Raw genomic sequence first — 23,614 nt, 5'->3', positions numbered from 1 at the left:
ACATAGAATGAACTAATCTTTTACACAGTAACGGAGAGGACAGAAAAAACCTGAAAAAGCGAAGCGTTCGCCTAGAAGCTTTCTGAAAGAAAGCTACATCGGAAGCATACGCTATCCCCGGATTTTCCCCCTTGAGAAAAGGGAATCAAAAAAATCTGGGGATAACAGCGATTGGAAGGTTGTTCTGTCATCGTAGTGTCAGTGTGAACAATCTTTAGTTCAGTTTATTTAGTATATAAGAGAAGAATGAGAATTTCATGAGAGCGGCCCGTTCTGAACCGATAAAGGCAAAATAATTGAAGCCTCGGTGCCTTCACCCTCGGTGCTGGTCAGTTCGATCCGTGCTCCAACTGCCCCTGCAAGCTCTTTGGCAAGTGACAATCCCAGACCTGAACCACTTGCACCTAAGCTGCGTGTTCTGGCCGGATCAACCCGGTAGAATCGGTCAAATACCTTCTCCAGCTCGTCCTCCCGCATACCAATCCCGGTATCCACGATTCGAATACGGCACTCTTGTCCCTTGGCTTCCAGCCTGACTTCAATGGCATCTTCACTATACTTCCGGGCATTATCCAGCAAAATAAACAAAAGCTGCTTCAGCTTGCTCTCATCGCTGATCGCCCAGATTGAACCTGGATCTTCACACCGGACTTCACGGTGATAGGCTTCGCGAAACGCACGTGTTGAGTCTGTAGCCAGTCTCGTGATATCCACACGCTCCAACTGTACATTCCACTGCTCTGGCTGCTTCGCGAGCAGTAACAGTTGCTCGGTCATCTCTCGCATGCGAACCGATTCGGACAGAATCGCTTCCACCGCTTCATCAAATACCTCGGGCCGCTCTTTTCCTCGCCGCTGTAGCAGACTGGCGTAGCTCTCAATAATGGTTAGCGGTGTTTTGAGCTCATGAGATGCATCGGATACAAACCGTTCCTGTCGCTCAAAGTTGGATTCGAGCAGATCCATCATCCGGTTGAACGTCTGTCCCATCGTTTTCAGTTCATCCTTAGACCCTTCCTCCAGTGGAAGACGCTTGAATTGGCCGCTGGACTGAATGTCACTCATTGTACGTGTCATCTGCTGAATCGGTCTGGTCATCCGATTCGCCAGAATCCGGCTGGAGATAATGGCTGGAATGAGAGCAATAATCGTGACCGCCACAAGCACAGTTCGAAGTACAGACAGACGATTCTCCGTCTCTGCAATGCTCTCGGTGACCTGTACATTCACCACCTCGCCATCAGGCCAGATGACCGGGACTGATACCCACACATAACCAATCTGCTCAACTTGGGTATACTCCGATTTCTTCTCACTTTCGTACTTATAGGGCAGCTTGCTCAGCTGCTCGGAAGCTGCTGTTGTTGTCACTGGGGAACTGGTGCCGTCTTCATTAACGATCCGAAGCATGCCGTTCACAGGTGCGTACGCCCGTAACAAGTCATCCGGCGGAATGGAGCCGGCAGACTGACGCACTCCTTTGACAATAGACTCCGCTTCCGCTTCCACCCGATTAACTTCGTTATCAATCGACATCCGTTCAAACACGATGTAGACCGACAGGTTCACCGCGATTAACAGCACAGCAAATAATACAGACGAATATCCGTAGATTTTACTGCGCAGGCTCATAACTGTTCCTTCAGGACGTATCCTACGCCCCGTACGGTATGTATTAAGGGTGGTGTGAATCCGTTATCCACCTTTTTGCGCACATAACGGATGTACACATCCACCACATTAGTATCTCCATAATAATCGTATCCCCACACGGCCTGCACAATCTGATCACGACTGAGCACCTGACGTTGATTCTGAAGCAGATACACGAGCAGATCGAACTCACGTGGAGTAAGCTCAATGGCCACACCATCTCGGGATACCTCTCGCGTTCCTTCATTTAGTTTCAACCCGGCAGCCGTCAACCAGCCCGCCTCAGCTTCATCCTGATGCCCAGAAGAGTCATTCCCCATATCAGCAGGTGTAGAAGAAGAAGCGGAAGAAACAACAGACGCCACTGCACTAAGCCGCAATGCAGCCCGAACTCGGGCAAGCAGCTCTTCAATCTGGAAGGGCTTGGTGATGTAGTCATTGGCTCCTAGATCCAGGCCGGATACTTTGTCTTCTACAGAATCTTTGGCAGTGAGCATAATGATCGGAACCGTAGCATCTTTGGCCCGAACTCGCCGCAACACTTCAATTCCACTCAGACCAGGCAACATCACATCCAGCAGAATCAGATCCCACTGTCCTTCAGCATACTTCTCCAGTCCTTCTGTTCCACTACCAGCCTTGCCCACCTGATATCCCTCATACTGTAGTTCCAGTTCCAGCAGACGTGCTATTTTGGGCTCATCCTCTATGACCAGCACGGCTTCGTTCATGCAGCGCTCCCCCTCATCCCCATCATTTCATTCTCCCGTTATCTTACAATAACATCTACAATTTGCCCAAGGCATCTTCAACCGGATGCTCCCCGGCAATCAGATCAAAGGCCATTCGGTACGTCTTCTCTTCCTGCAAAGAAGCCACGATTACGCGGGCTACATCTTCACGCGGGATGCTTCCTGGCTCCAGATCGGTTCCAACTGCGATCTTACCTGTGCCCGGTTCATTCTTCAGACCACCTGGACGTATAATCGTGTAATTGAGATCACTTGCAAACAACACACGATCCGCGTAATGTTTCGCCACGTAATAAGGCTTGATGGACTCTGACCATTTCTCCCGTTGATCTGCGCCATACGCACTGACCAGAATATATCTGGAGATTCCTTGCTGCTCTGCGGCTTCCATCGTTTTCACCGCACCGTCAAGATCAATAAGCAGTGTTTTGTCCTGACCGGTAGATCCGCCAGAACCCGCCGTAAACACAATGGCATTATGATCCTTCATTGCCTCAGCCAAGTCCTCCACACTACCCTCCAGGTCACCAATTACCACTTCGGCACCGAGTTCCTTCAGTGCATCCGCCTGCTCCGGTTTGCGGATCATAGCCGTTACTTTATGTTTGCCTTCCTGTGCCAGCTGCTCCACCACAAACTTACCGATTTGTCCATTTGCTCCTATAACTAAAACGTTCATACGTCATTCTCCTCTCAGTTGAACGGATGGCTTGTTGTTGCTCCCCGTTCCTTTTATTTAAAGATGCTCATCCTATAATTTAAACGAAAGCCGGCGCTTCTAAGCGCCGGCTTCATGTCCATGCCCGTTCAGTACCTCTATGAAATGTGAAGGATTCCATCGTTCCATTAATATGCCATATCCCCTAGGTACTTTATACGCGACCTCACATCGACCACTTCTGCCGCACCTTTTTTCATCAGAATATCTGTTATTCTTTGTAATGGTAACAACCAAAAAGGACGCCCAAAGGGCGCCCTTGAATGGCATTAAGATTAGTAAGCCAGTGCGAACAAACCGTGAATATGAGCCAGGTAACGGATGTTACTTGCTTCTTTCATCATGGTTGCAGGCAGACCTTTCAGACGAGTCTGGTTGCCACCGATCATGCCGACAGCATCTTTACGACCCAGACTTCCCAGCGTACCGGAGAATACTGGTGTGAAGGATTCCATTGCGCCACCTTTGAACATAACGCCCAAGTTGTGACCAATAGTCTCACCCATTTGCCAAGCCAATTGTGCTGTTGGAGGGTAAGGGCGAGCGCCTTCGCTAGGGAAGACCACTGCGCTGTCACCAGCAACAAACACGTCTTTGTGAGAAGTAGATTGCAGAACTTCCGTAACTTTCGCACGGCCACGATCCACTTCAATTCCGCTGTTAGCAACAACAGCGTTGCCTTGTACGCCACCTGTCCATACGAGTGTGTTCGTAGGGATGGAGCTGCCGTCTTTCAGCAGAACTTCGTTTTCTTTCATCTCGGTAATCGCTACGCCAACGATGAAGTTAACGCCACGTTTCTCAAGACTTGATTTAGCACGTTCAACCAGCTCTGGCGGGAATCCTGCCAGGATGGAAGGACCTGCTTCAACTGTGTACAGGGATACTTCTTTGAAGTCGATGCCTTTTTCTTGACATACAGCAGGAAGCAGGTCAGCGAATTCGCCAACAAGCTCAATACCTGTCAAGCCGCCGCCACCAATAACAAACGTAGCGTCTGCTTTGTTGCCGGACTGTTTGTAAGCATCAAGACGCGCTTTAACGTGTGCACGAATACGGTTTGCATCGCTAACCGATTTGAGCGTGAAGCTGTACTCTTGCAATCCCGGAATTCCGAAGAATGCCGTTTCGCTGCCCAAGGCAACAACAAGTGCATCGTAAGAGTATGTGGAGCCGCTGGTCATCAGAACTTTTTTCTCGTCCGGCTTGATTGTATCCACCGTATCGATTTTCAAGTTCACGTTTTTGCCACGCAGCAATTTTTCAAGTGGAAGAGCAACTGCTTGTTCAGCAATGCTTCCCGCTGCAAGACGGTGCAGTTCCGTGATAATTTGGTGTGTAGGGTAACGGTTCACGACAGTAATTGTCGCTTCTTCCGGAGACAAGTATTGACGCGCAGTCAATGCAGTCAACAGACCGCCGTATCCTCCACCCAAGATCAAAATTTGCTTCGACATATCCATCCTCCGTTCTTCTAAGTCTTAACGTTTCGGTTGTTGACGCTCGTTCAAGATGCTCAAGAAAGATTGAGCAAAACGAAGCGATTGTTGTACGTTTGGATCTTTAAGCATTTTCAGCATAGCGAACAAGCCAACTGAAGTTTGCTCTGTTTGCGCACGGTCATTGGCTTCGATGGCAGCAGAAGCTACACCTTTAGCTTTGTCTACAACAGGCTTAGCGAACTCGCCCATTGCGCTCATTGTGTCGCTGATCAGAACTTTGTCTGTTGCTACACTTTGTGCAAAGTCATAAGCTTTTGTCATAGCAGTAACCATTTCAGCCAATTTAGGCAGGTTCTCCACCAGAACGGTTAAAGACTCCTGTACCTCAGGCTTCATCAGTTGATCCAGAACGTCCAAGGACTGGCGCTCGGAAACGTTGGCACCTTCTGTAACTGGCACCTCTTGTTGAGTAGGCGATTGTGACATAAGAGAAAGTCCTCCTTTACTTTGGGATAGAAGTCCGCGACTTTCATGATGCCTGTCAAGCAGAGCCGAACCACAAAATACATCGAATACATTTAAATGTACCAAATTTCACACAATAGGATGAGCGTAGCTCAGGGCCACTCCCATATCATGCATTGTATCTTGGATCTATTGCGGACAACATGTGTTGACGCACAAAACGACAAGCAGGCCGAAACCGAACTCTATACCCTTATATTACACCTCTTACACATGAACATGAAAAAGAAATTTTTTACACTTGTGAAGATATTGTGAACATTGTAACAAAATCGATTTTTTTGTCAACCCATTCAGGCAAGCTAACGCCGCCGATCCTCCTGTCCAAGATCCGTATTCCTACCACATGTGGTATTAAGACAAGATCACATATGACCAGATGTGCGATATGTACACAAGGAAGGATTTGTTTATCCAAATGTTCAGGAATTTTTTTCCAATATCACAATTTTCATGCAACGAAATTGGTCACTGTCGTTATTATGCAGCGTTGGGCCCGGCCTTATTCCATCATTGAGACATCTTTTCTATTTCAAGTATGAACCTCTTGCGTCACGAATGCAAAACTTGGAACAAAGCCATTGCGTTTAGAATGCGGACATCCCGGTTAATAAGGACTACACCAGAAACGAAGGAGATGTTCGATATGAGTAATTCAACTGGCGACAAAATCAAAGCAGGCGTAAATAAAGCCAAAGGCGAAGTGAAGGATCAGATCGGTAATGCAACCAACAACAGATCCCTTCAGGCTGAGGGTAAAAAAGACAAAGCCAAAGGTGCTGTACAGGATAAAATTGCCGACATTAAAAAAGATCATCACTAGATTTTTTAATGTGAGGTCCAACAGCACGATCATTTCGTGCAATAGATCGTTATGAACTAGCCTAACTGTCCGTGTTCGGATGAAATCCGAAAATGAGACGGAGGCGCAAAAAAGCCAAGAAAGGTGTTACTCAATATGGTATTATCCCCTTTAAGTAGACACTTGAAAAAACCTTCATGTTATCATGAGGGTTCAAGTGACACTTGGAGGGGATATTTTTATGGCCAAAAAAGGACAAACATTTCACACGTATACCGAAGAATTTAAATTGAATGCTGTTAGATCCTATGTCGAAGGTTCTTCAAGTTACAAGGTGGTCGCTGATCGCGAAGGAATTCGAAACTGTTCACAACTGAAGGTGTGGGTAAAAAAATGGAAAAACGGGGAAGCATTCGATGAGCGAAAAAACAATGTTCCGAATCCACTGAAAGGACGGCCTCGTACTGCCTTTAGCAGTGTAGAAGAGGAACGGGACTACCTTCAAGCACAGGTAGATTATTTAAAAAAGCGGTATCCAAATCTAGTAAAGGAGAAGCACTAAGCCAACGGGAGAACTACGATATCATAGACGAATTGCGTTGCTCGCATGGCATTACACGCCTATTATCGATTACAGGAATACCCCGTTCCAGTTACTACAAATGGCGAGCAACACAGCCACAGCGAGACGCAAGACAAGACCGTGAGCGTGAGATCAAAGAGCACATGATGGCTATTCATTTTGCAAATCGAGAGTTTGGTTATCCTCGCATGACAACGGCGCTCTGGGAGTCTGGTCTGAACGTTAATCACAAGAAAGTATGGCGAATCATGCGGGAACTATCGATCCAATCGGTAATTCGCAAGAAGCGGAAGAAGTCCAGCTATACGCCATCTGTGATTTATCCGAATCGCCTAAAGCGCAAATTTCATGCCACAGCACCTCAGCAAAAAATGGTGACGGATATAACTTATATTTCGGATGGAAACACATTCGTTTACCTGTCTGTGATTCAAGACTTGTTCAACAACGAAATTGTCGCTTGGCAATTATCTAAACGGAACGATGTTCAGCTCGTATTGGATACGGTGGAACAATGGACACAAAAAAGAGACGTTTCGGAAGCCGTGCTCCATTCGGATCAGGGCTTCCAATACACGTCTCAGGTGTACAACTCACGATTAGAAGCATTCGGCGTCAAAGGCAGCCACTCTCGCAAAGCAACCTGCCTGGATAACGCATGCATCGAATCTTTCTTTTCGCATCTCAAAACAGAGAAGCTGTACCTTATCCAGTGTAATTCAGAAGCCGAGATTCGACAAGCCGTGGAAGATTACGTGTACAATTACAACTACCGACGCTTTCAAGCCAAACTCAAACAGCGCGCACCGATTGAATATCGATGCGCGCTGGCAGCATAGCTTTTTTCATCTGTCTACTTGACAGGGGTATGACCAATACACCCTTCCCTGGCTTTTTTTGTGCATTTTATACTGCTGGAACTGCGTATCTTGCCATATCGATAATGAAACTGCGCGTTTCCCTTGTTGTATGGTATTCACGGCTGAACTGTCTGACCCATTCGGGATGTTCCAGATACCAACGGAAGGTTTTTTCCAATCCCTTTTCCAACGTGGTTTGCGGTAACCATCCCAATTCCGCTCGCAATCTGCCTGAATGTACGACCAGACTGGACCCTCTGGACTGGGTTGGTTCTTGCTCCCGAATCTCTACATCAGCTACGGATCGATCCATTGGTTTCAAGATCTCCCCGATCTCCTGCATGGTTGTTCCAAGCCCTGTTGATATGTTGTAGACCTGTCCGTCTTTGCCTTTCAGCATGATCTGTTCAATGGCCCGGAGGGCATCATCTACATACAAGAAATCACGCACTGCCGATCCCTGAATATCCAGAGGCAGTCCGTCCAACATCCGACCAAAATTTCGGGGAATAATACGGTCTGGCAACTGCCATGGACCATAGAGGTTGGTCAAACGAAAGAGTTTGACTGGAAGCTGGTAACATTGAGCATAGGAGTGAGCCAGCATTTCACACGCGACTTTGGACGCGGAATAAGGAGAGACAGGTGCATACGGATCTGATTCGTGATAGACTCTGCCCCAATCGCCGCCATACACTTCAACGGATGAAGCCAGCAAGACTGGAATGTGATGTTCCGTAGCATATTGCAGGATAGACTGTGTGCTGAGTGTATTATTGCGGAAAACTTCCCCTGGCTGATGATACGAATAATCCACGTGTGGCATGGCCGCCAGATGGATTATGTAATCTGTTCCTGGAGGTAGATGAATCCGGTCCGATGCAAGGTCACAACAGATGAACGGCATCTCGTGCAGAGGAGAGATATGAACCAGCCTCTGACAATAATCATCCCGATCCAGAAGGGTAATTCGATGCCCTTTTTGCGCCAAATACTGTGAAAGATTAAATCCCACAAATCCAGAAGCCCCTGTAATCACAATGTTCACACACGATTCCCCCTTGCGATTTATACAACGAGTGCATTGAAGAGAGTTTATGTACTGAGTATACCCTTAAAATGATACATTTTGTATCATTTTACAATTGTTTTTTGTTCGTCCTTGAGGTTATCGGGTAATTTATAGTGAGGTGATGTGAGATGAATGAACGGAAAAAGGACATAGAGACGTTATTCCTTCAGGATGACGGTGTAATTCCCAATCATCCGACCCTGCCTGTGCTTTTGTATAAGAATGTATGGGCTGAAGAGGCCCTTCACGCAGAATCGTTGCTGAACCGTAATGGATGGGGAAATAGCTGGTTGAATGGTGTGTTCAATTATCATCATTATCATAGTAATGCTCATGAGGCTCTTGCTGTGGTGAGTGGATTCGTGAAACTGATTTTAGGCGGAGAAAATGGTCAGAAAGTTTACCTTCAAACAGGCGACGTTGTCGTGCTTCCCGCTGGAACAGGGCATAAACGTCTGGAGTCCAGCACTAATTTTCGTATTGCCGGTGCTTATCCGGGCGGCATGAGTTACAACACACGCACAGGTGAGGAAGACGATCGTGCCAAGGCTCTTCAGGAAATCCGAGAAGTTGATATCCCGGATACCGATCCGGTCTATGGGCAGCACGGACCGCTACTAGAAATCTGGAATGGGAAGAAATCATAATACAAATGAAGATCATTAAGATGAATGTTATTGGACAATGCACAAGCGAAGCTGGTTCAGTACTTAACGAGAAAAAATAGACTGTTCCCCGGAAAAGTAGGAGTTACTCACCGATGGAACAGTCTATTTAAGTGTTAAGTCTGAACAGCTGGTATCGGGAACTCTTCGTGATCATCTTACTATATGGGCAAGGAACTGCTCAAATCTTCCGTCTTATTTCAAACTTCGCGATCTCGTCGCTTGTTTTTCTATCCGTGCGTTTCAGCCTTATTCCCTTTCAGCGCTCGGCAAGCCGAATACTGTAATACCTCATTGCAAGTGGCTTTCCATCCATTTCAAGTTGGCCTTGCAGCACCAGTTGTCGTAGACGGTACTCCACGAACGCATCACTTATATGCTGGCTACTTGTACCAATCACTTCACCCACAATACGAGCTGCTCGGATATACTTGCCTGGCTCCCAGTTCGGTGTCAGTTCCCTCACCTTCTGCATAATGTACTCGTCCAACGCATCTTCAGTTAAGCTCCGAATCACGCCATTCTCCATCATACGTAATAGCCCAGGCTGTACCGAAAGTTCCAGCCAATCCTGTTCCAGTTGGCGGCGTTCTCCCTTGGACAGCGGCTCTTGCTCAGAGCAGACGTGCCACATCGCCAGAAGCTTTTCCGGAAGAATCTCGCCTGTGTGGAGCACATCGTATTGAACGTCAGGTCTATCAAATAATTGCTTATATAAGCCACTCGTTTCGATAAGATATATGGGACTCTCGGTGTTCCGCAATAGATACATGGCATAGAGTAGTCCCGTCTTCTCCCGTGCATTAATCGCATACCAGATAATGATCGACGTCTTGGAATCAAAGGACTGTATTGTGGCGTTAAGCTCAAATAATGATTCCAGTTCATGCATGCCATATGCCTCACGGTCATTGAGACACATTCGTTCGGTCAGCCAGAGATGCCTGCGTTGCAAGTCTGCACGCCGGGTCAGATCACCTAACGGCCCTACCGCATAATTATCATCTATAGAAAAAAAACTCCGTTTTTCCTGATCAGGTAATGTACTCATTCCCATTTTCAGACTACTCAGAGGTGATTCTCCAAACGTAATATGAATTTCATTTGGCTTGTCGACCTCCGAGAGAGCTTGTTGTTCCAGACGCCCCAGATCAAAAGGGATATCCATATTCCGAAACAGTGACTGTACCGCTTCCGCAAAATCCACCTTTTCGCCTTGCTCTTCCTGCCGCTTGACCACTTGTGCTGATTTCATATAGAGCACACGCAGTACTGAACGAAGTTCATCTTCACTCATACGATTTATCGTTCGGCTGAATGCATAGATATTATCATTCATGCTGGGTCCTCCTTCGAGCTAATTAGATTACTGAAATCCTATATCTTCGCACTGATCATTCTTTTATTCATGAGGAAATCGATTTTCCAGCGGGTTGATTCAGATCATGTAGATCTTCACCATCTGACGATGACCGGGTAAAGTGTCGCTCCAGTTTGCGGCTTGCCCACAGGGATACCGCAATAAACAGCAATACGCCTACCCAGCGTATTGGGTGCTCCAGAAATTGTTCCACATTGGAACCGATATACGTAACAGAGAAGATCATGATCGCTTTACCACAGCCCACCGCAAGCAGGAAAGATAATAATCGCATTCGCGCGATACCTGCCGCCACATTAATAATGACAAACGGACCTACCGGGAAGATACTCAGCAGGAAAACATAACCGAACGCATTCCTCCGAATCCATATCATGCTGCGCTGCACACGAGGTTTGCGTGCCCATCGCTCTACAAAAGCGGATTTCCCGATCTCCCGTACGATCAGGAACGTAACGGTACAACCGAGGACCATACCGATCCATGAATATATAAATCCTGCCCACAGACCGTATACCGCACCGTTCACGCCCACAATCAACAGCGTTGGAAGCGGCGGTACAAATGATTTCATAAACGTAAGCAAAATTCCCGGTAACGGGCCCAGGGAGCGAAACTTCTCCAGCCAGAAACGAATATTTTCTTCCGTAATATATGACATAATGTCCAATGCTGCCGGGGTCATCTGCATCCATCCAATCTATACAGTCTAAGTTCTCAGGTTTGATGTTCACTATACATTTCATCATTCATATAGATGATGAAGCTTCTTAAGCAACTCCCTCCCAGTATAACGTACATCTTCGATGAACACCGTTGTCAATTTGAAGAAATTATTGCACAGCAAACTCACTCCCCACCCAAATCAAAATTAAATCAAAAAAGCACACCTCGACCTCTGTGGTCTTGGTGTGCTCTTCATATCGAAACCCCGATTCCATCTTCGGGGGCATTTATCCTTCTTCCAGCTGCGCTTCCTGCATGGCCAGTTCAATCAATTCTGCCTGATGGGCAGCATTCCATTCGGGAATACCGGAACGCATGAACTCTTCGGCATCCATCGCTGCTTTGGACTGGTTGCACAGATTACAGGCGCAGACACAGTTGAGCGGAGTGGTATGTCCACCTTTGGCACGCGGCAATAGATGGTCAATCGTATCTCCATACGATCCACAGAAGTAACAAGTGTAGTGATCCCGGGTTAAAATATACCGCTTGAAATCCTTGTTGCTGAACAATCGGCGAATCGTGTACCGATTGACCACCACAGCGGCTTTTTCCTTCACCAGCGTGACCGCAAGCTCCATGTCCACTTCCTGATGCCAGCGTCTGCCTTTGTCCGTCTTACCTCTCATCCGTACCATGCCTTGCCGGTTGGTCCGGAGCGAAGCCGGATCTTCCGGGTCGATAGCGACCGGGGCCGACGGCGTCTGGCGGCGAGGACGGCCATCAGTGCCAGCACCGTGACTACGGCTGGCATGGGCGGGTCGCTGCCCGGATGTAACGCGGGCAGCGTCTTCGCCGCTCGCCTTGGGCGCACGCTCCTTGCGCGCCTGGCGCGGCTTGGACCCTGGCGAGCCAGGCTGGCGCACGGGCGCAGGAGGCCCTGCCTCCGCAGCAGCCCCCGGCGCTTGCCGAGGCTCGCGCCCGGTGGCGGCAGGCTGTGCCTCCGCCGCCGTAGGTGCAGCGACCGTGGTAGCATCGCCACGGTCGCTCAGGGCCGGCGCATGGGCCTCAGCAGCTACGCTGCGGGCCTGCCCTGCGCCCGGCGCGAGCGCGGCAGCACGCTTGCGGCGCCGCTTGCGCTTGCGTTTGGCTGCGGTCGGTTGATCCGCAGCCATGGGCTCTGCTGCCGGGCCTTGCGGCTCAGCTGGCAGCAGAGCCTGATGGGCCGCCGCAGTCTGCTCGGCGGCCTGCACTGCAGCGGCTGCTCGCGCGCCAGCCCGCTGTGCAGTGCCTTTTTCATTCGCAGCAGCATGCCCCTGCGAATGCCCTTCTTCCCCACGCCAGTGCTCACCTGGCTGTGGCTCATCTCCTACCTCACCTGCCAAACCATCATGCTCCAGACTCGTCTCTCTCAGCTCATTGCCCGTTATGCTCTCTGATCGCTTGCTCTTCCTCCGTCTTCTCCTCTTCTTCCGAATACCCGAAGAAGAGGGTGAGGAAGTCACCAAGTCAGCATGTTCATCGTCATTCGAAGATGACGAGTCTTCTGACGGTTGAGACAACAGACTTCTGTCAGACTCAGACACCGTAGCTGATCCCTGTTCCATACCATGGGAGATACGACCTGCCTCATTTCTTGCAGATGCAAAGGGTCTGGCAGTAACAGCACGTGTCTCCAAGCCATCCCGTTGATGCTCGATCCGTTCATTCGTTCGTCCGCTCACGCTTGAACCTGACTCGTGGTCAGCCTGTCCACCAAGCTGGCGACAGCTGCGGCAGGCTCCACGCCTGGCTCCGGGACCTGCCCGCTTTCCGGTTCTGCGCCGGAATTCGGACATCGGCCGCTGTTGTCCGCAATACATACACGTTTTGCTCAGTCGCGCTTCTTGTTCCGTCTTTCCTTGCCGGAAAGGGGCTGGACCCGTCTCCATGTTGTCACCTCGGTTCCGTATGAATCCGGTTTCTTTCTATTGTATCACATCTGCTCGTGAACACCCTCATGGCCATAGGCCTGATAATCTTTCGAGTTGTACTCCTGTGTCTGTTCACTGCATTCGTGAAGAATGTGTTCCACATATTCCAATATATCCTGCATCGGTCTCCCGCATTTTTCGCATGTTGTCATTATATTCACCTTAATCCTGTTATCCATAATGTATTATCGTTCCGCCTTATGATTACCCCTCTTACATGAAAAAGAAACACTCGTTCCCCATATTACACATATCTGCATACATCAAAAAAACCGCTTCCTGCTCTCCCCTAAGGTCGACCAAGAAACGGTTTATTATTCCTGTGTTGGAAATGTATCTTAACGAACGTCCAATTGCCCCGAGTTCTGTTGTGGGACGAGACGTGGTTTGGGTTTTGGCAGATTGCCAAAAATGACCCATGCATATGGAACAAACCTTGCCGTCAATCCAACGACGATCCACGAAGCGATTAGAGCTACACCGAATCCTCCGGCATACCATAGATGCACTAACCACGATACTCCTGTTTGAGGTGGATAATTCCGATACACCAGCAGGAAGAATGGATGAATCAGATAGATGCCAAAGGACAATGCCCCAAGCCGATTCAGCGGCTTGACGATGAGTGACGGCCCTTTGCGATAGAGCAGATAGGCAATCTGGATAAGCACCAGCGCACAAGCAAAGGTATGCACATTCCAGAAGAATTCATACCACAGTGTGTTATACGATGCGATCTTCAGACGCAGCAGGTAATAGATATACACATGGCCAAGCCCAGCAATGATCCATACCGCCCAGAGCAGAATCCATGAAGCTACGCGTCCTTTGGTTGCATTGGCTCGACTGATGACAAACCATTGCTTGATTTTAGGGAAGTACACTCCGATAAAAGCACCCAGCATGAAATAGGAAAAGTAGGAGAACGCCCAGCTTCCCTTATTGGGTACCTGGAATCCATATTTATTACTTACGATGAATGCCCATTGAATCAATAGTCCAATCGGAACAGACCATTTCACCACAGAAGGATATTTCTTAAGCAACCATAACACCAATGGGAATAACAGATAAAATTGCATGTTAATAAACACAAAGTACAGATGAGTATATGCCTTACCTGTAAACAATTTCGTGATAAAACTTACTGCCGATTCGCCGAAAGGTCGGCCCTGATAATGCGTGAAATGTAGCAAAACAAAATACATCAATGAAAACAGGAAGTACGGAAGCAAAATATACACAAATCTTTTCTTGTAAAAGTTACTCACAAGTTTCTTATCCAGCGGACGAGAATAATAGTTATAGAACAGCACAAAACTGCTCATAAAAATAAAGGTTGGCGTACCATATTTCATAAAGATATTAATAAAATTGTACAGCCAGTAGTAGCCTGAGCCAGTCATGTCCACCGTCGCATAGGACGTGGAATGCACGCTGAGTACGCCGATAATTGCCAAGGCACGAACCAGGTTCAGCTCTGGAATTCGCTCTCTTTTCAGTGTTTCACTCATTTTAAAGTTTCTCCTTAATGTGTTCGTCAATATGTCAGATATGACTTAATACAATAAAGCTCTCTATCTATTAAAAGCCATATTGCTTAAGATGGGTAGTCCAATTTCTTAATAATTCCTAAATTTTCAACACATTTCACACTATTTTCATGTCTATATATGTAAAAAAGACCGCGAGTACGCGGTCTGTGGAACATCCTGCTCTCAACCGGATGAGAATGGTAAATTTGGGTTTGGGCATGCATCCCGCCCTGACTGAGTCTACTTCGCACGACTCGCCAGAATCTGTTTATACACGTCAATAGCTGCCTGTCTCGATGCCTTCAGATCAACAATGGCATCTTTGCGTGGCTGATGGATGTCCTTGCTATGCAGATCCTTCAATTCAGGCAACCACTTGCGAATATAATCACCTTGCGGATCATATTTCTCGGATTGTGTTACCGGATTGTTCACGCGAAAATACGGAGCCGCATTCTCACCAAGCGAGGCACACCATAACCAGTTACCACGGTTTTGAATGTTATCATAGTCACGCAGCTTGCGCCTGAAATAAGCTTCGCCCAAGATGAACGGGCATTGCAGGTTTTTGGTGAGAAACATCGCCGTGAGAATCCGCAGCCGGTTTGGCATATGTCCGGTTTCATTCAGTTCCGTCATCGCTGCATCAATAATCGGAATGCCAGTCTCCGCCTTGCACCACCGTTCAAAGTGATCATCATGGAGAGCCGAGAGATCGTACACCTTTTCATATGTAAAATAGTGACTCTCATAGACCGCTCGATACAGATAGAAGTCACGGAAGCACAACTGCCTGATCCATTCCCCAGCCTCAGCCGTGCGACTCGCCGCATCATACATTTTGCGAATGGATACAGCTCCCACAGCTACGTAAGAACTGAGATGACTCGGCTCGTACGCCTCATATTCATCCCGATGATCCCCGTATTCAGCAATTCGATCCGACAAAAATTGATCCAACAGCAGATGCGGGTCCTCGTCATTCGAACCACTGCCCTCCAGCAACTCCGGAGGTACCTGCATTGCATCCGGCCATTCAATCTGACGATCACTCACCTTGAACGCTGCAACCGTTGTTGCCGAAGAAGGGTTGGGATGTTCATTCATGAATTCCACCCACCGCCGATGGAAAGCCGCAAATACCTTATATGGCTCCGACTTGCCTGTAAAATTGGCAAATCCATTCAGATCCATCAGCAGATGATCCGTCAGTTGTGTGAACGTAACCTCGTGCGCCTCACTGACTTTGCGTATGGCCCTATCCCGCTCGATTGCATATGGCGTCATGTCCCGATGGATCACAATCTCGTTAATCTCACCTTTGAATTCGTTCAGGATGAATTCAACCACTTCAGCCGGTTTGCCGTAAGCGACATGCAGTTTTCGTTTGGCTTCAAGATACTGTCTGCCTAATTCCGCTGCGTGCTGCCTGAAATTCACACCGCTGTGTTCCTTCTCTCGGCCTTGCCGCAGGAGGAATGAATCATAGATGAGAACATGCACACTCTCTTCTTGGTGTTCCCGCAAATAATCGAATGCGGCCAGATCATCCGTACGCAAATCTTTGCGGTGTATGAATAGCTTCATGCTCACCCTCCTGTCTGAACTTACATTACATGCGTTTATTGGTCCGTCAGGTTCTTATATAACCTGCTTGTTTCGGGCTCGGGCTGATACCCCAGATCCTCATTTAATGTCAATGTAAATGAATGATACAAACGAAGTATGCCTTGCTGATCATCCATGGATGCATACACTTCCATCATGAGTCGGCAGATCTCTTCCGAATAAGGCTCCCGTTCCTGTAATATCGTTAATTGCTCAATCGCTTCCTTGCCACGACCATGCTCCATGTCCCATCCTGCGATATCCATAACCAGCGCTGTATACTTACGTCTGAGTTCCCTTGCTTTGGCCTGTGCCCAATGATAATCATGCTCTTCCAGATAATCGCCACGATAAAGCGGTATCATATGCCTCAAGTCATCGACATTGTCGGATGTGATGACATGGTAAACCATGGATTTTTCAAATTGATCCACATCACTTACCAGATTGCCTGATAACAGACGATAACGGTTCATATTGTACTCCAGCTTGCCTGTCATGTTCCATTCCTTAAGCAGCTTTCGAATCTGGTACACGGAAGTATGTAGGTGGGTTAATCCCTTTTCTTGGGAAACATCACCCCATAGCTTATCCAGCAGAATCTCCTTGCTTACCCATTCTTCCCTGTGATGAAACAAAAAAGCAAACAATTCCTGTGATTTGGTTGTGCGCCACTTATGTTTTTTGGCTCCCTGATCCAAACTTCTGTAGATATCCAGATGTTTGAACGTAAGCAGCCCCGGAACTTCAGTATCCAACTCCACAGGTACGGGTTCCGATCCCTGTACCTCGGCGGTGGCTGCAACTTGAGAATTATGCGACATTATGCCCGCGATTCGATCAACGGTTTTGGCCAATCGGGTCGAGCTGACCGGTTTCAGTACATAATCCAGTGCATGCAGCTCAAATGCTTCCACTGCATGGTCCGCATAAGCCGTAACAAAGATAATACGAATACTCTGATCCAATTGCTGTATATATTCAGCCGCTTCCAGGCCATTCATCTCCGGCATTCCAATGTCCAAAAATACAACATCTACACGTTCCTTTGCCAGAAAATGAAGACCATCACGAGCTGTTGAAAAACATTGCACGGGTGTAATTCGTCCGTCCGTTCGTAGTAGTCGCTCCAGATGAAGCTGCGCTGGCTTCTCATCATCGATCACAATGGCTCTCACCGTTCTTTCAGCCTCCTGCCATGAAAGATTCAATAGGAATACCGATTTTATCGGCACCCCCTAGTCTGTTAACCATAATTGCTTCACTTGGCACACTAATTGGAATAATCCACCTTTTGCACGGGGATACGGAATCGGATCTGCGTGCCTTTACCCACATGGCTATGAATCTCCAGCCCCTGACCATAGAGAGACATCAGGCGACGGTTTATATTTTGCAGCCCCACACCTCCCGGACCTTCGGTACGCCCAGACTTGACCTGAGCCATACGCTCAGGAGGGATACCTACACCATCATCTTGGACCTGTACGACTACATGCTCGCTCTCTTGGAAAATCCTAAGATGAACTGTCCCGCCGGCTGCCCGCTCCATCACGCCGTGGCGAATGGCGTTCTCCACAAGAGGCTGAATACTGAGTGGTGGCAGATACAGATGTACGTCCGATTCCACCTCATACTCAACCACCAGTCTTTCCTCAAATCTCGCCTGTTCCAGATGCACATAAGACTCCACCAATTCCAGCTCTTTGGTCAAAGGAACAAGCTGCTCCCTGTTCTGGAAGTCAAAACTTCCGCGCAGGTAATGACTCAATTCAATCAGCAGATCGGTTGCTTTGTCCGGATTCACTGCACAGGTTGCGATAATAACATTGAGTGCATTATATAGAAAGTGTGGCTTGATCTGGGCCTGCAAAAAGGCCATTTCGGTCCGAATAGCCTCCTGCACAGAACTCCGCATCTCAATTAACGTCCGAACCCGGGCGCGCAATTCACCGGCATCCACCGGTTTGCTCAGGAAGTCATTGGCTCCCGCCTGAAATCCGTGTTTGATATCCTCAGGTAACCCACGGGCGGTCAGCATCAGAATCGGTAACTCCGACAAGGAACTGTGCTCGCGCAGTTTGCGACATAACTCAAGCCCGGACATCTTAGGCATCATCCAGTCCGCAATAACAAGATCAATGGACGGGAACTCCTCACGGAGTTTCAACGCAGTGGACCCGCTGTCCGCTGCAATCACACGATACCGCTCTGTCGACAATAGGTTAAGCAATACCTGTCGATTCACGGGGTCATCGTCTACAATCAGAATCGTATGCTCCGCTTCCGTAAGATCATCCTGCTCATCTGACTCTCTTGTCACAAGCTCCTTCGCCCCTGCCCCCTGTGCAGCAACATATCGGGCGGCAGCTGGTTTCGAATGAGTTTGCAAAAGTGGCATCTTCATAACAGGCAGGGTGAAATGAAAGGTCGAACCTTGCCCCGGCTCCGATTCAACCCAGATCTCACCACCGCCAAGCTCAACGAGTTTTCGCGTAATACTCAGACCCAGTCCGGTTCCATTATTCAATCGCTCAATCGTGCCGTTACTCTGCTCATACGCCTGGAAGATATCCTCCTGTTTGTCCAAGGCAATGCCTACCCCTGTATCCGCGACCGATACCTTCACCCAGTCCCCTTCAACGCTGGCGTACAATCGAATCTCACCCTGCTCAGTGTACTTATAGGCGTTACCCAGCAAGTTATACAGAACTTGCCTTAGGCGATCTTCGTCTGCCTCAACAAGTGGCAAGGACTGGGGCCATTGTTGAATCAATATAACCGGCTTGTCCTCAAACGTGAAACCCGAGACTTCAACCACAGTACGAGCAACGGATTCCAGATCGACAGCTACCCGTTTTAACTCGATCTCACTATTTTTTAATTTGGCAAAATCCAAAATGTCGTTAACCAGCAGTGAAAGGCGCTTCCCGGTTGAAGTAATCATGGAGAGATTTTTCGCTTGCTTGGGCGTGACTGCTCCAGCCGCCCCTTCCAGCATGGATTGCGCAATATTAATGATGCCATGCAGGGGAGTTCGCAACTCATGAGACGTATTCGCCATGAACTCGTCCTTCAGGCTGTCAATGGCCAGCAAACGCTCCGACAGAGCTTCCACGTCTCGGAATGATTGTGCAAAGCGGATTGCGGTCACAATCATCTGGGCAAATACAAATAATAAAAGTTCAATCAGCGCAAAGAACGCTGTGTCTAGGGTAGTGAACGCACCAAGCGTATATAACACAACAACCATGAGTATGCTCATCATACTCACCAGTGCAAAGTGGCTGTCATTCGGCCGTCCTTTCAACCAATAGAAAATGGCTCGCAGCGTATATAACATGACAACAAGTGAGATCAGTAACATGGGAAGCTCAAGAGACGAGAAAAGCGTTGGAGGAAGCGTAAGACCCACAATAGTCTGGGTAACGATTAGCACAACAGCCAGACGAACAAACCACTGATGAACTGCTCCTGGTACACGGGCATCCATATACCGAAGCAAAAAATAATAGGCAAAGGCTGAACTAAGGAGCTGAATCCGAAGTATCTCATTATTGGTCAGGAACGGTACAAACGTACCCAGTAACTTCTCCCCATGTGTCAGAGCGTACACCGCACCAGAAAGGCTGAATAATCCGAGAAAACGAAGCTCCTTCTCCGTACGTCGTAATCTGAACAGAAGTAGAAAAAAGGCGGCTGGTAAGATAAAACCGAATAAGGCCATCAGATCCCTGAGCCAATCTTGTTGCTGACTTTTCAGAATACTATGCTCGTCTCCAAACAAAATGGGCGCTACTATGCCCCCGGACGAGTAACTATAATTTGATACTTGAATGATAATGTCAGCCGTATTGCCCTCAATGGACGTGAATCCTGTAAAGGGCAGATTTAATTGTATATCTGTCGCCTTGGTCTTTCCTGGCAGGCCTTTGCCGCCAATCTCTTTACCATCGATAAATACCCGGTGGGCCATGCGTATATTCTGTGTGCGTATACCATAATCATTTTTCATCGTCCGGGGTGTAAGCTGAACTTGCAAATGATAGGTCCCATACCCATGGGCCTGCCCCAAAGATTTGTTCCATCGGGCAGGAACTTGAGTGCCCGACGAAGCCGGCAAAGGCTTGCGACCGGATACACTTGCTTCAATATCTGCCGGGCTCAGCAACTGCCCAGGGTAGAAATCCCAGACACCCTTTAGAGACGCTGCACCCTTGCGATCAAAGTCCCATTGGGTCAGGTCAATTTTCCCATCTGTAGCCTGGGGGTTAATCCGCTCGCTAATTAACGTCTGGGCGAGCCAACCCAGTGGAACAATGACAATACATATGAAGCTTATGGTCAGCATAATCCAGTGTTTTCTCATCTATGTATTCCTTCCATCCACAATGGCGAGAGACGTCTAATTCTGTCGATTTATTACTATAATTCATGTTACACGTTTCTGGTGCTCACGGAAATAGTTTCCGTATCATAATCGGTCAAATTCGTTATAATTTTAAGGATCTCTATCTGTTTACGCCAGCTCTTGGTACACCAAGGAACCCCAGGCCGAATTTCACCGGAATGAACGGGCGAAATGACCTGGGGTTGATTGAATGAAGATTTATTTAACAACTTGGGCAAGCTTCTGAACGATTCCGGCCCATCCCTCTTCCATACGTTCGCGTACGATAGCGTGGGCCTGTCCAAACTCGGTCAGTTTATCCGCATCCCAACCGCTGTGAATCAGTGTGAAATCCGTACCTTCGGGCTGTTCATTCAGTTGGAACGTCAACGTCCAGTCCTTACCCCAGCGGAATGACAGCTTGTGTAGCGGGAGAACTTCCGTCACCTGACATGGTGATTGGCCGAAGGGGCCTGCTTCCAATATAAACTCGTGACCTTCCACGGGTTCCAGATTGCCTGGCATGAACCAGGTTTTCAGTCCCTGCTCGGTCGAGACCATCTCCCACACTTTCTCTACAGGTGCATGGAGCATAAGTTCCTGCCGGATATCTGGCAGTGCACTTGATGAACTTGATGATGAATCCATTCGAATCACCTCCTTATACATTTCATTTCGTATAACTACCCGAATAGAAGTTGACCTCCGCTTTATCCCCACCCTATAATTGGAACATATTACATAAAAGGTGCGTGATTCCTATGATAGTCTGCTCTGAAAAATCCAATTCCAACCGTTGCCGGAAGGGATAATCCTGCTCATTCCCCTTCCACGTTTTTATTTTAATACATTTACATGTGGGGGATACCTATACTATGTCATTCAGTTATTACGGTCCATTATGCACCGCCGTTTATGATCTCACGAAACCTGTGGGACACTCCTTGGGAGGAGACATTGAATTCTATCGCCATTATCTTCAGCGCTGCAATGGACGTATCCTTGAAGCCATGTCAGGATCAGGCCGAGTGCTCATTCCTTTGCTTGAAGCAGGCTTGAAGGTGGATGGAATTGATTATTCAATGGATATGATTGACTCTTGCCGTTCTCGTTGTATGGAGCGGGCATTACCCATGCCTGAGCTGTTCGTTGCCGATCTGGAGAAGCTTGACCTTCCATATCGATACGAGGCAATTATCATTCCCGGAGGTTCTCTGCTCCTCATCCAAGACAGACAGGCGTCGATTAACGCATTACGTAATCTATTTCAGCATTTAGAACCCGGCGGCAGGCTCGTGTTTGATCTGTTTCTGCCCGATGTGACACAACCCTCTTCTGTAGAAACATCAACCGTTTCATTACCCGATGGTGATACGATCACGGTAGAAGTGAAAACCATTGAGGTGAACCTTCTACACCAATATAAAGTAAGTCTGATTCGCTACGAACAATGGCATCAGGGTGCTCTTGTTGCTACGGAGCTGCAACAACTTACCTTGCGTTGGTACGGCATAGAAGAGTTACGCCTAATTCTCGAACACATTGGTTTCTCTGACATTAAAGTATACGCCGACTTTAACCCGGATCAACCACCCACGCAGTCCAATCAAAAATTCGTCTATGAAGCGACTCGAAGAGCGTAGTCATCCGTAATCGGATGGATATGATTCTCAATATCCAAAATCAGGCCACAGCATGAGGTTTAACCCATGCTGTGGCCTATTTTACTATATAAAATTTGCACTAACATTTACACGAAAACGAAGAGGACAGAAATAACTTGAAGAAGCGAAGCTACAAGCTTTCTGCAAGAAAGCTACATCGAAAGCATACACTTCGCCTTTATCCTCAGATCGGAAGGTTATTCTGTCATCGGAGTGGCAAGTGTAAGTATAATTTGGAGCAGATTAGTATCCACGAGAATATTGCTCTGCAATGGCTGCTTGATCCTTGCTGACTCCCAGTTCCAGAGCGGCATGGTTCGCCCAGTACGGGTCACGCAGCATGCCTCTACCAACCGCGACCAGATCCGCATCGCCGTTGCCAATCACCGCCTGAGCCAATGCTGCATCCTCCAGCATACCCACTGCGATTACAGGAACGTTCAGTTCTTCACGGAAACGACGGGCAAACGGTACCTGATACCCCGGATAGTTCCCCGGTTTCCGCTGTCCGGAAGGACCTTCGCCACCTGAACTGATATGGAACATGTCCACGCCTGCATCTTGGTAGGCACGAGCGATATTGATGGTGTGGTCGATATCGTATCCACCATCCGCGTATTCTACAGCCGAAATCCGCAAAATCAGCGGCATATCTGCTGGCATTTCTTTTTTCACTGCACGAATGACCTCAACGCCAAAACGGGACAGATCCTGTCCATATACATCCTCACGATGGTTCATCAGCGGGGAATGGAACTGGTGGATCAGGTATCCATGTGCACCGTGCAGCTCAATGGTATCTACTCCAGCCTGCACTGCGCGGCGAACACCGTCTGCGAACTTTTGCACCATAGCTTCTACTTCTTCCGTACTTAACGCACGTGGTTCCTTGTACTTTTCTCCCGGGAATGTAACTACCGATGGGGCAACCGGCTGTGGAGCATCCTCTGCTTTTCGTCCCGCATGTGCGATCTGAATAGCTACTTTGGAGCCGTAGGCATGAATTCCATCTACAAGTTTGGTGAAGGCCGGCACATGCTCATCTGACCATATCCCCAAGTCATTATCGGTAATACGTCCATCCGGATCTACATCGGTCATCTCGATTACAATCAGTCCTGTTCCTCCAACCGCACGGCTCACATAGTGAACCTGATGCCAATCGTTCGGAATACCATCCTTCGCAGTGACAGAATATTGGCACATGGGTGCCATGACGACACGGTTATTTAATTGCAGACTCTTGAATTGATAGGGCGAAAATAATTGTTCAGTCATTAATGTTACATCTCCTGTTCCATGATCATGATATATATGAACCCTTA

Annotated in this window: 19 protein-coding genes and 1 pseudogene; 5 read left to right on the top strand and 15 right to left on the bottom strand. The window is 48.0% G+C overall.

Going from position 1 to position 23,614, the window contains the following annotated elements:
- Positions 1 to 255 precede the first annotated feature (255 nt).
- The 5 genes from MKY28_RS27500 to MKY28_RS27480 all read right to left on the bottom strand — a co-directional run bounded on the left by MKY28_RS27500 (position 256) and on the right by MKY28_RS27480 (position 5,051).
- Entirely contained in the window at positions 256 to 1,632 is a 1,377-nt protein-coding gene (locus tag MKY28_RS27500) for a sensor histidine kinase (protein WP_127550369.1), read from the bottom strand.
- Positions 1,629 to 2,384, bottom strand: coding sequence for a response regulator transcription factor (locus tag MKY28_RS27495; RefSeq protein ID WP_100528216.1), 756 nt, complete (start codon positions 2,382 to 2,384; stop codon positions 1,629 to 1,631). The genes MKY28_RS27500 and MKY28_RS27495 overlap by 4 nt, the downstream gene beginning before the upstream one ends.
- Before the next feature lie 55 nt (positions 2,385 to 2,439).
- On the bottom strand, positions 2,440 to 3,084 hold the full coding sequence (locus MKY28_RS27490) for an SDR family oxidoreductase (RefSeq protein WP_339190684.1): 645 nt from the start codon (positions 3,082 to 3,084) through the stop codon (positions 2,440 to 2,442).
- Between the two features lie 314 nt (positions 3,085 to 3,398).
- Positions 3,399 to 4,580 (bottom strand): NAD(P)/FAD-dependent oxidoreductase, encoded by a 1,182-nt coding sequence (locus tag MKY28_RS27485; RefSeq protein WP_340937541.1) that lies wholly within the window; start codon positions 4,578 to 4,580, stop codon positions 3,399 to 3,401.
- Positions 4,581 to 4,604: 24 nt separating this feature from the next.
- The gene (locus MKY28_RS27480) at positions 4,605 to 5,051 is read right to left on the bottom strand and encodes a DUF1641 domain-containing protein (protein ID WP_017691658.1); all 447 of its coding nucleotides are present in this window, start codon (positions 5,049 to 5,051) and stop codon (positions 4,605 to 4,607) included.
- Between the two features lie 685 nt (positions 5,052 to 5,736).
- Here MKY28_RS27480 and MKY28_RS27475 point away from each other — a divergent pair.
- The 3 genes from MKY28_RS27475 (at position 5,737) to MKY28_RS27465 (ending at position 7,314) form a co-directional block, all read left to right on the top strand.
- Positions 5,737 to 5,913 (top strand): CsbD family protein, encoded by a 177-nt coding sequence (locus tag MKY28_RS27475; protein WP_074092719.1) that lies wholly within the window; start codon positions 5,737 to 5,739, stop codon positions 5,911 to 5,913.
- Between the two features lie 220 nt (positions 5,914 to 6,133).
- Positions 6,134 to 6,454: a transposase gene (locus MKY28_RS27470; protein ID WP_076319340.1), complete on the top strand. Its 321-nt coding sequence runs from the start codon at positions 6,134 to 6,136 to the stop codon at positions 6,452 to 6,454.
- A gap of 20 nt (positions 6,455 to 6,474) precedes the next feature.
- Positions 6,475 to 7,314, top strand: a complete 840-nt coding sequence (locus MKY28_RS27465; protein WP_306821969.1) for an IS3 family transposase — start codon at positions 6,475 to 6,477, stop codon at positions 7,312 to 7,314.
- 67 nt (positions 7,315 to 7,381) lie between these two features.
- On the opposite strand, the gene MKY28_RS27460 is transcribed toward MKY28_RS27465, so the two are convergent.
- Positions 7,382 to 8,383 (bottom strand): NAD-dependent epimerase/dehydratase family protein, encoded by a 1,002-nt coding sequence (locus MKY28_RS27460; RefSeq protein WP_340937540.1) that lies wholly within the window; start codon positions 8,381 to 8,383, stop codon positions 7,382 to 7,384.
- A gap of 152 nt (positions 8,384 to 8,535) precedes the next feature.
- Between MKY28_RS27460 and MKY28_RS27455 the strand changes: the two genes are divergently transcribed.
- Positions 8,536 to 9,054: a cupin domain-containing protein gene (locus MKY28_RS27455; protein WP_340937539.1), complete on the top strand. Its 519-nt coding sequence runs from the start codon at positions 8,536 to 8,538 to the stop codon at positions 9,052 to 9,054.
- Between the two features lie 277 nt (positions 9,055 to 9,331).
- Here MKY28_RS27455 and MKY28_RS27450 read toward each other — a convergent pair whose 3' ends face one another.
- From MKY28_RS27450 to MKY28_RS27415, 8 genes and pseudogenes are all read right to left on the bottom strand, one after another.
- Positions 9,332 to 10,411: a DUF1835 domain-containing protein gene (locus MKY28_RS27450; protein WP_340937538.1), complete on the bottom strand. Its 1,080-nt coding sequence runs from the start codon at positions 10,409 to 10,411 to the stop codon at positions 9,332 to 9,334.
- 67 nt (positions 10,412 to 10,478) lie between these two features.
- The gene (locus MKY28_RS27445; protein WP_340937537.1) at positions 10,479 to 11,114 is read right to left on the bottom strand and encodes a TVP38/TMEM64 family protein; all 636 of its coding nucleotides are present in this window, start codon (positions 11,112 to 11,114) and stop codon (positions 10,479 to 10,481) included.
- A 292-nt stretch (positions 11,115 to 11,406) separates the two neighbouring features.
- Positions 11,407 to 11,850 (bottom strand): annotated as a pseudogene (locus tag MKY28_RS31745) (HNH endonuclease); the annotation flags it as partial.
- Between the two features lie 1,580 nt (positions 11,851 to 13,430).
- A complete protein-coding gene (locus MKY28_RS27435) occupies positions 13,431 to 14,606 on the bottom strand; it encodes an acyltransferase (RefSeq protein WP_340937535.1) in 1,176 nt (391 codons plus the stop codon).
- A gap of 261 nt (positions 14,607 to 14,867) precedes the next feature.
- Positions 14,868 to 16,214, bottom strand: a complete 1,347-nt coding sequence (locus MKY28_RS27430) for a cryptochrome/photolyase family protein (protein ID WP_340937534.1) — start codon at positions 16,212 to 16,214, stop codon at positions 14,868 to 14,870.
- 35 nt (positions 16,215 to 16,249) lie between these two features.
- Entirely contained in the window at positions 16,250 to 17,413 is a 1,164-nt protein-coding gene (locus MKY28_RS27425) for a response regulator (RefSeq protein ID WP_340937533.1), read from the bottom strand.
- A gap of 95 nt (positions 17,414 to 17,508) precedes the next feature.
- Positions 17,509 to 20,604: an ATP-binding protein gene (locus MKY28_RS27420; protein WP_340937532.1), complete on the bottom strand. Its 3,096-nt coding sequence runs from the start codon at positions 20,602 to 20,604 to the stop codon at positions 17,509 to 17,511.
- A gap of 240 nt (positions 20,605 to 20,844) precedes the next feature.
- Positions 20,845 to 21,273 carry an SRPBCC family protein gene (locus MKY28_RS27415; protein ID WP_340937530.1) on the bottom strand — a complete coding sequence of 143 codons (429 nt, stop codon included), beginning with the start codon at positions 21,271 to 21,273 and terminating at the stop codon, positions 20,845 to 20,847.
- Positions 21,274 to 21,500: 227 nt separating this feature from the next.
- Between MKY28_RS27415 and MKY28_RS27410 the strand changes: the two genes are divergently transcribed.
- On the top strand, positions 21,501 to 22,268 hold the full coding sequence (locus MKY28_RS27410; protein ID WP_036612131.1) for a class I SAM-dependent methyltransferase: 768 nt from the start codon (positions 21,501 to 21,503) through the stop codon (positions 22,266 to 22,268).
- Between the two features lie 264 nt (positions 22,269 to 22,532).
- Here MKY28_RS27410 and MKY28_RS27405 read toward each other — a convergent pair whose 3' ends face one another.
- Complete coding sequence (locus tag MKY28_RS27405) at positions 22,533 to 23,567, bottom strand: NADH:flavin oxidoreductase/NADH oxidase (protein WP_017691643.1); 1,035 nt, start codon at positions 23,565 to 23,567, stop codon at positions 22,533 to 22,535.
- Positions 23,568 to 23,614: the final 47 nt, after the last annotated feature.

The organism is Paenibacillus sp. FSL R5-0473, from assembly GCF_038004565.1.
In the GTDB taxonomy this organism is placed as follows: Bacteria; Bacillota; Bacilli; order Paenibacillales; family Paenibacillaceae; genus Paenibacillus; species Paenibacillus amylolyticus.
Note: the sequence above shows the minus strand (reverse complement) of the source record. Positions and strands in the feature narration are given on the sequence as shown.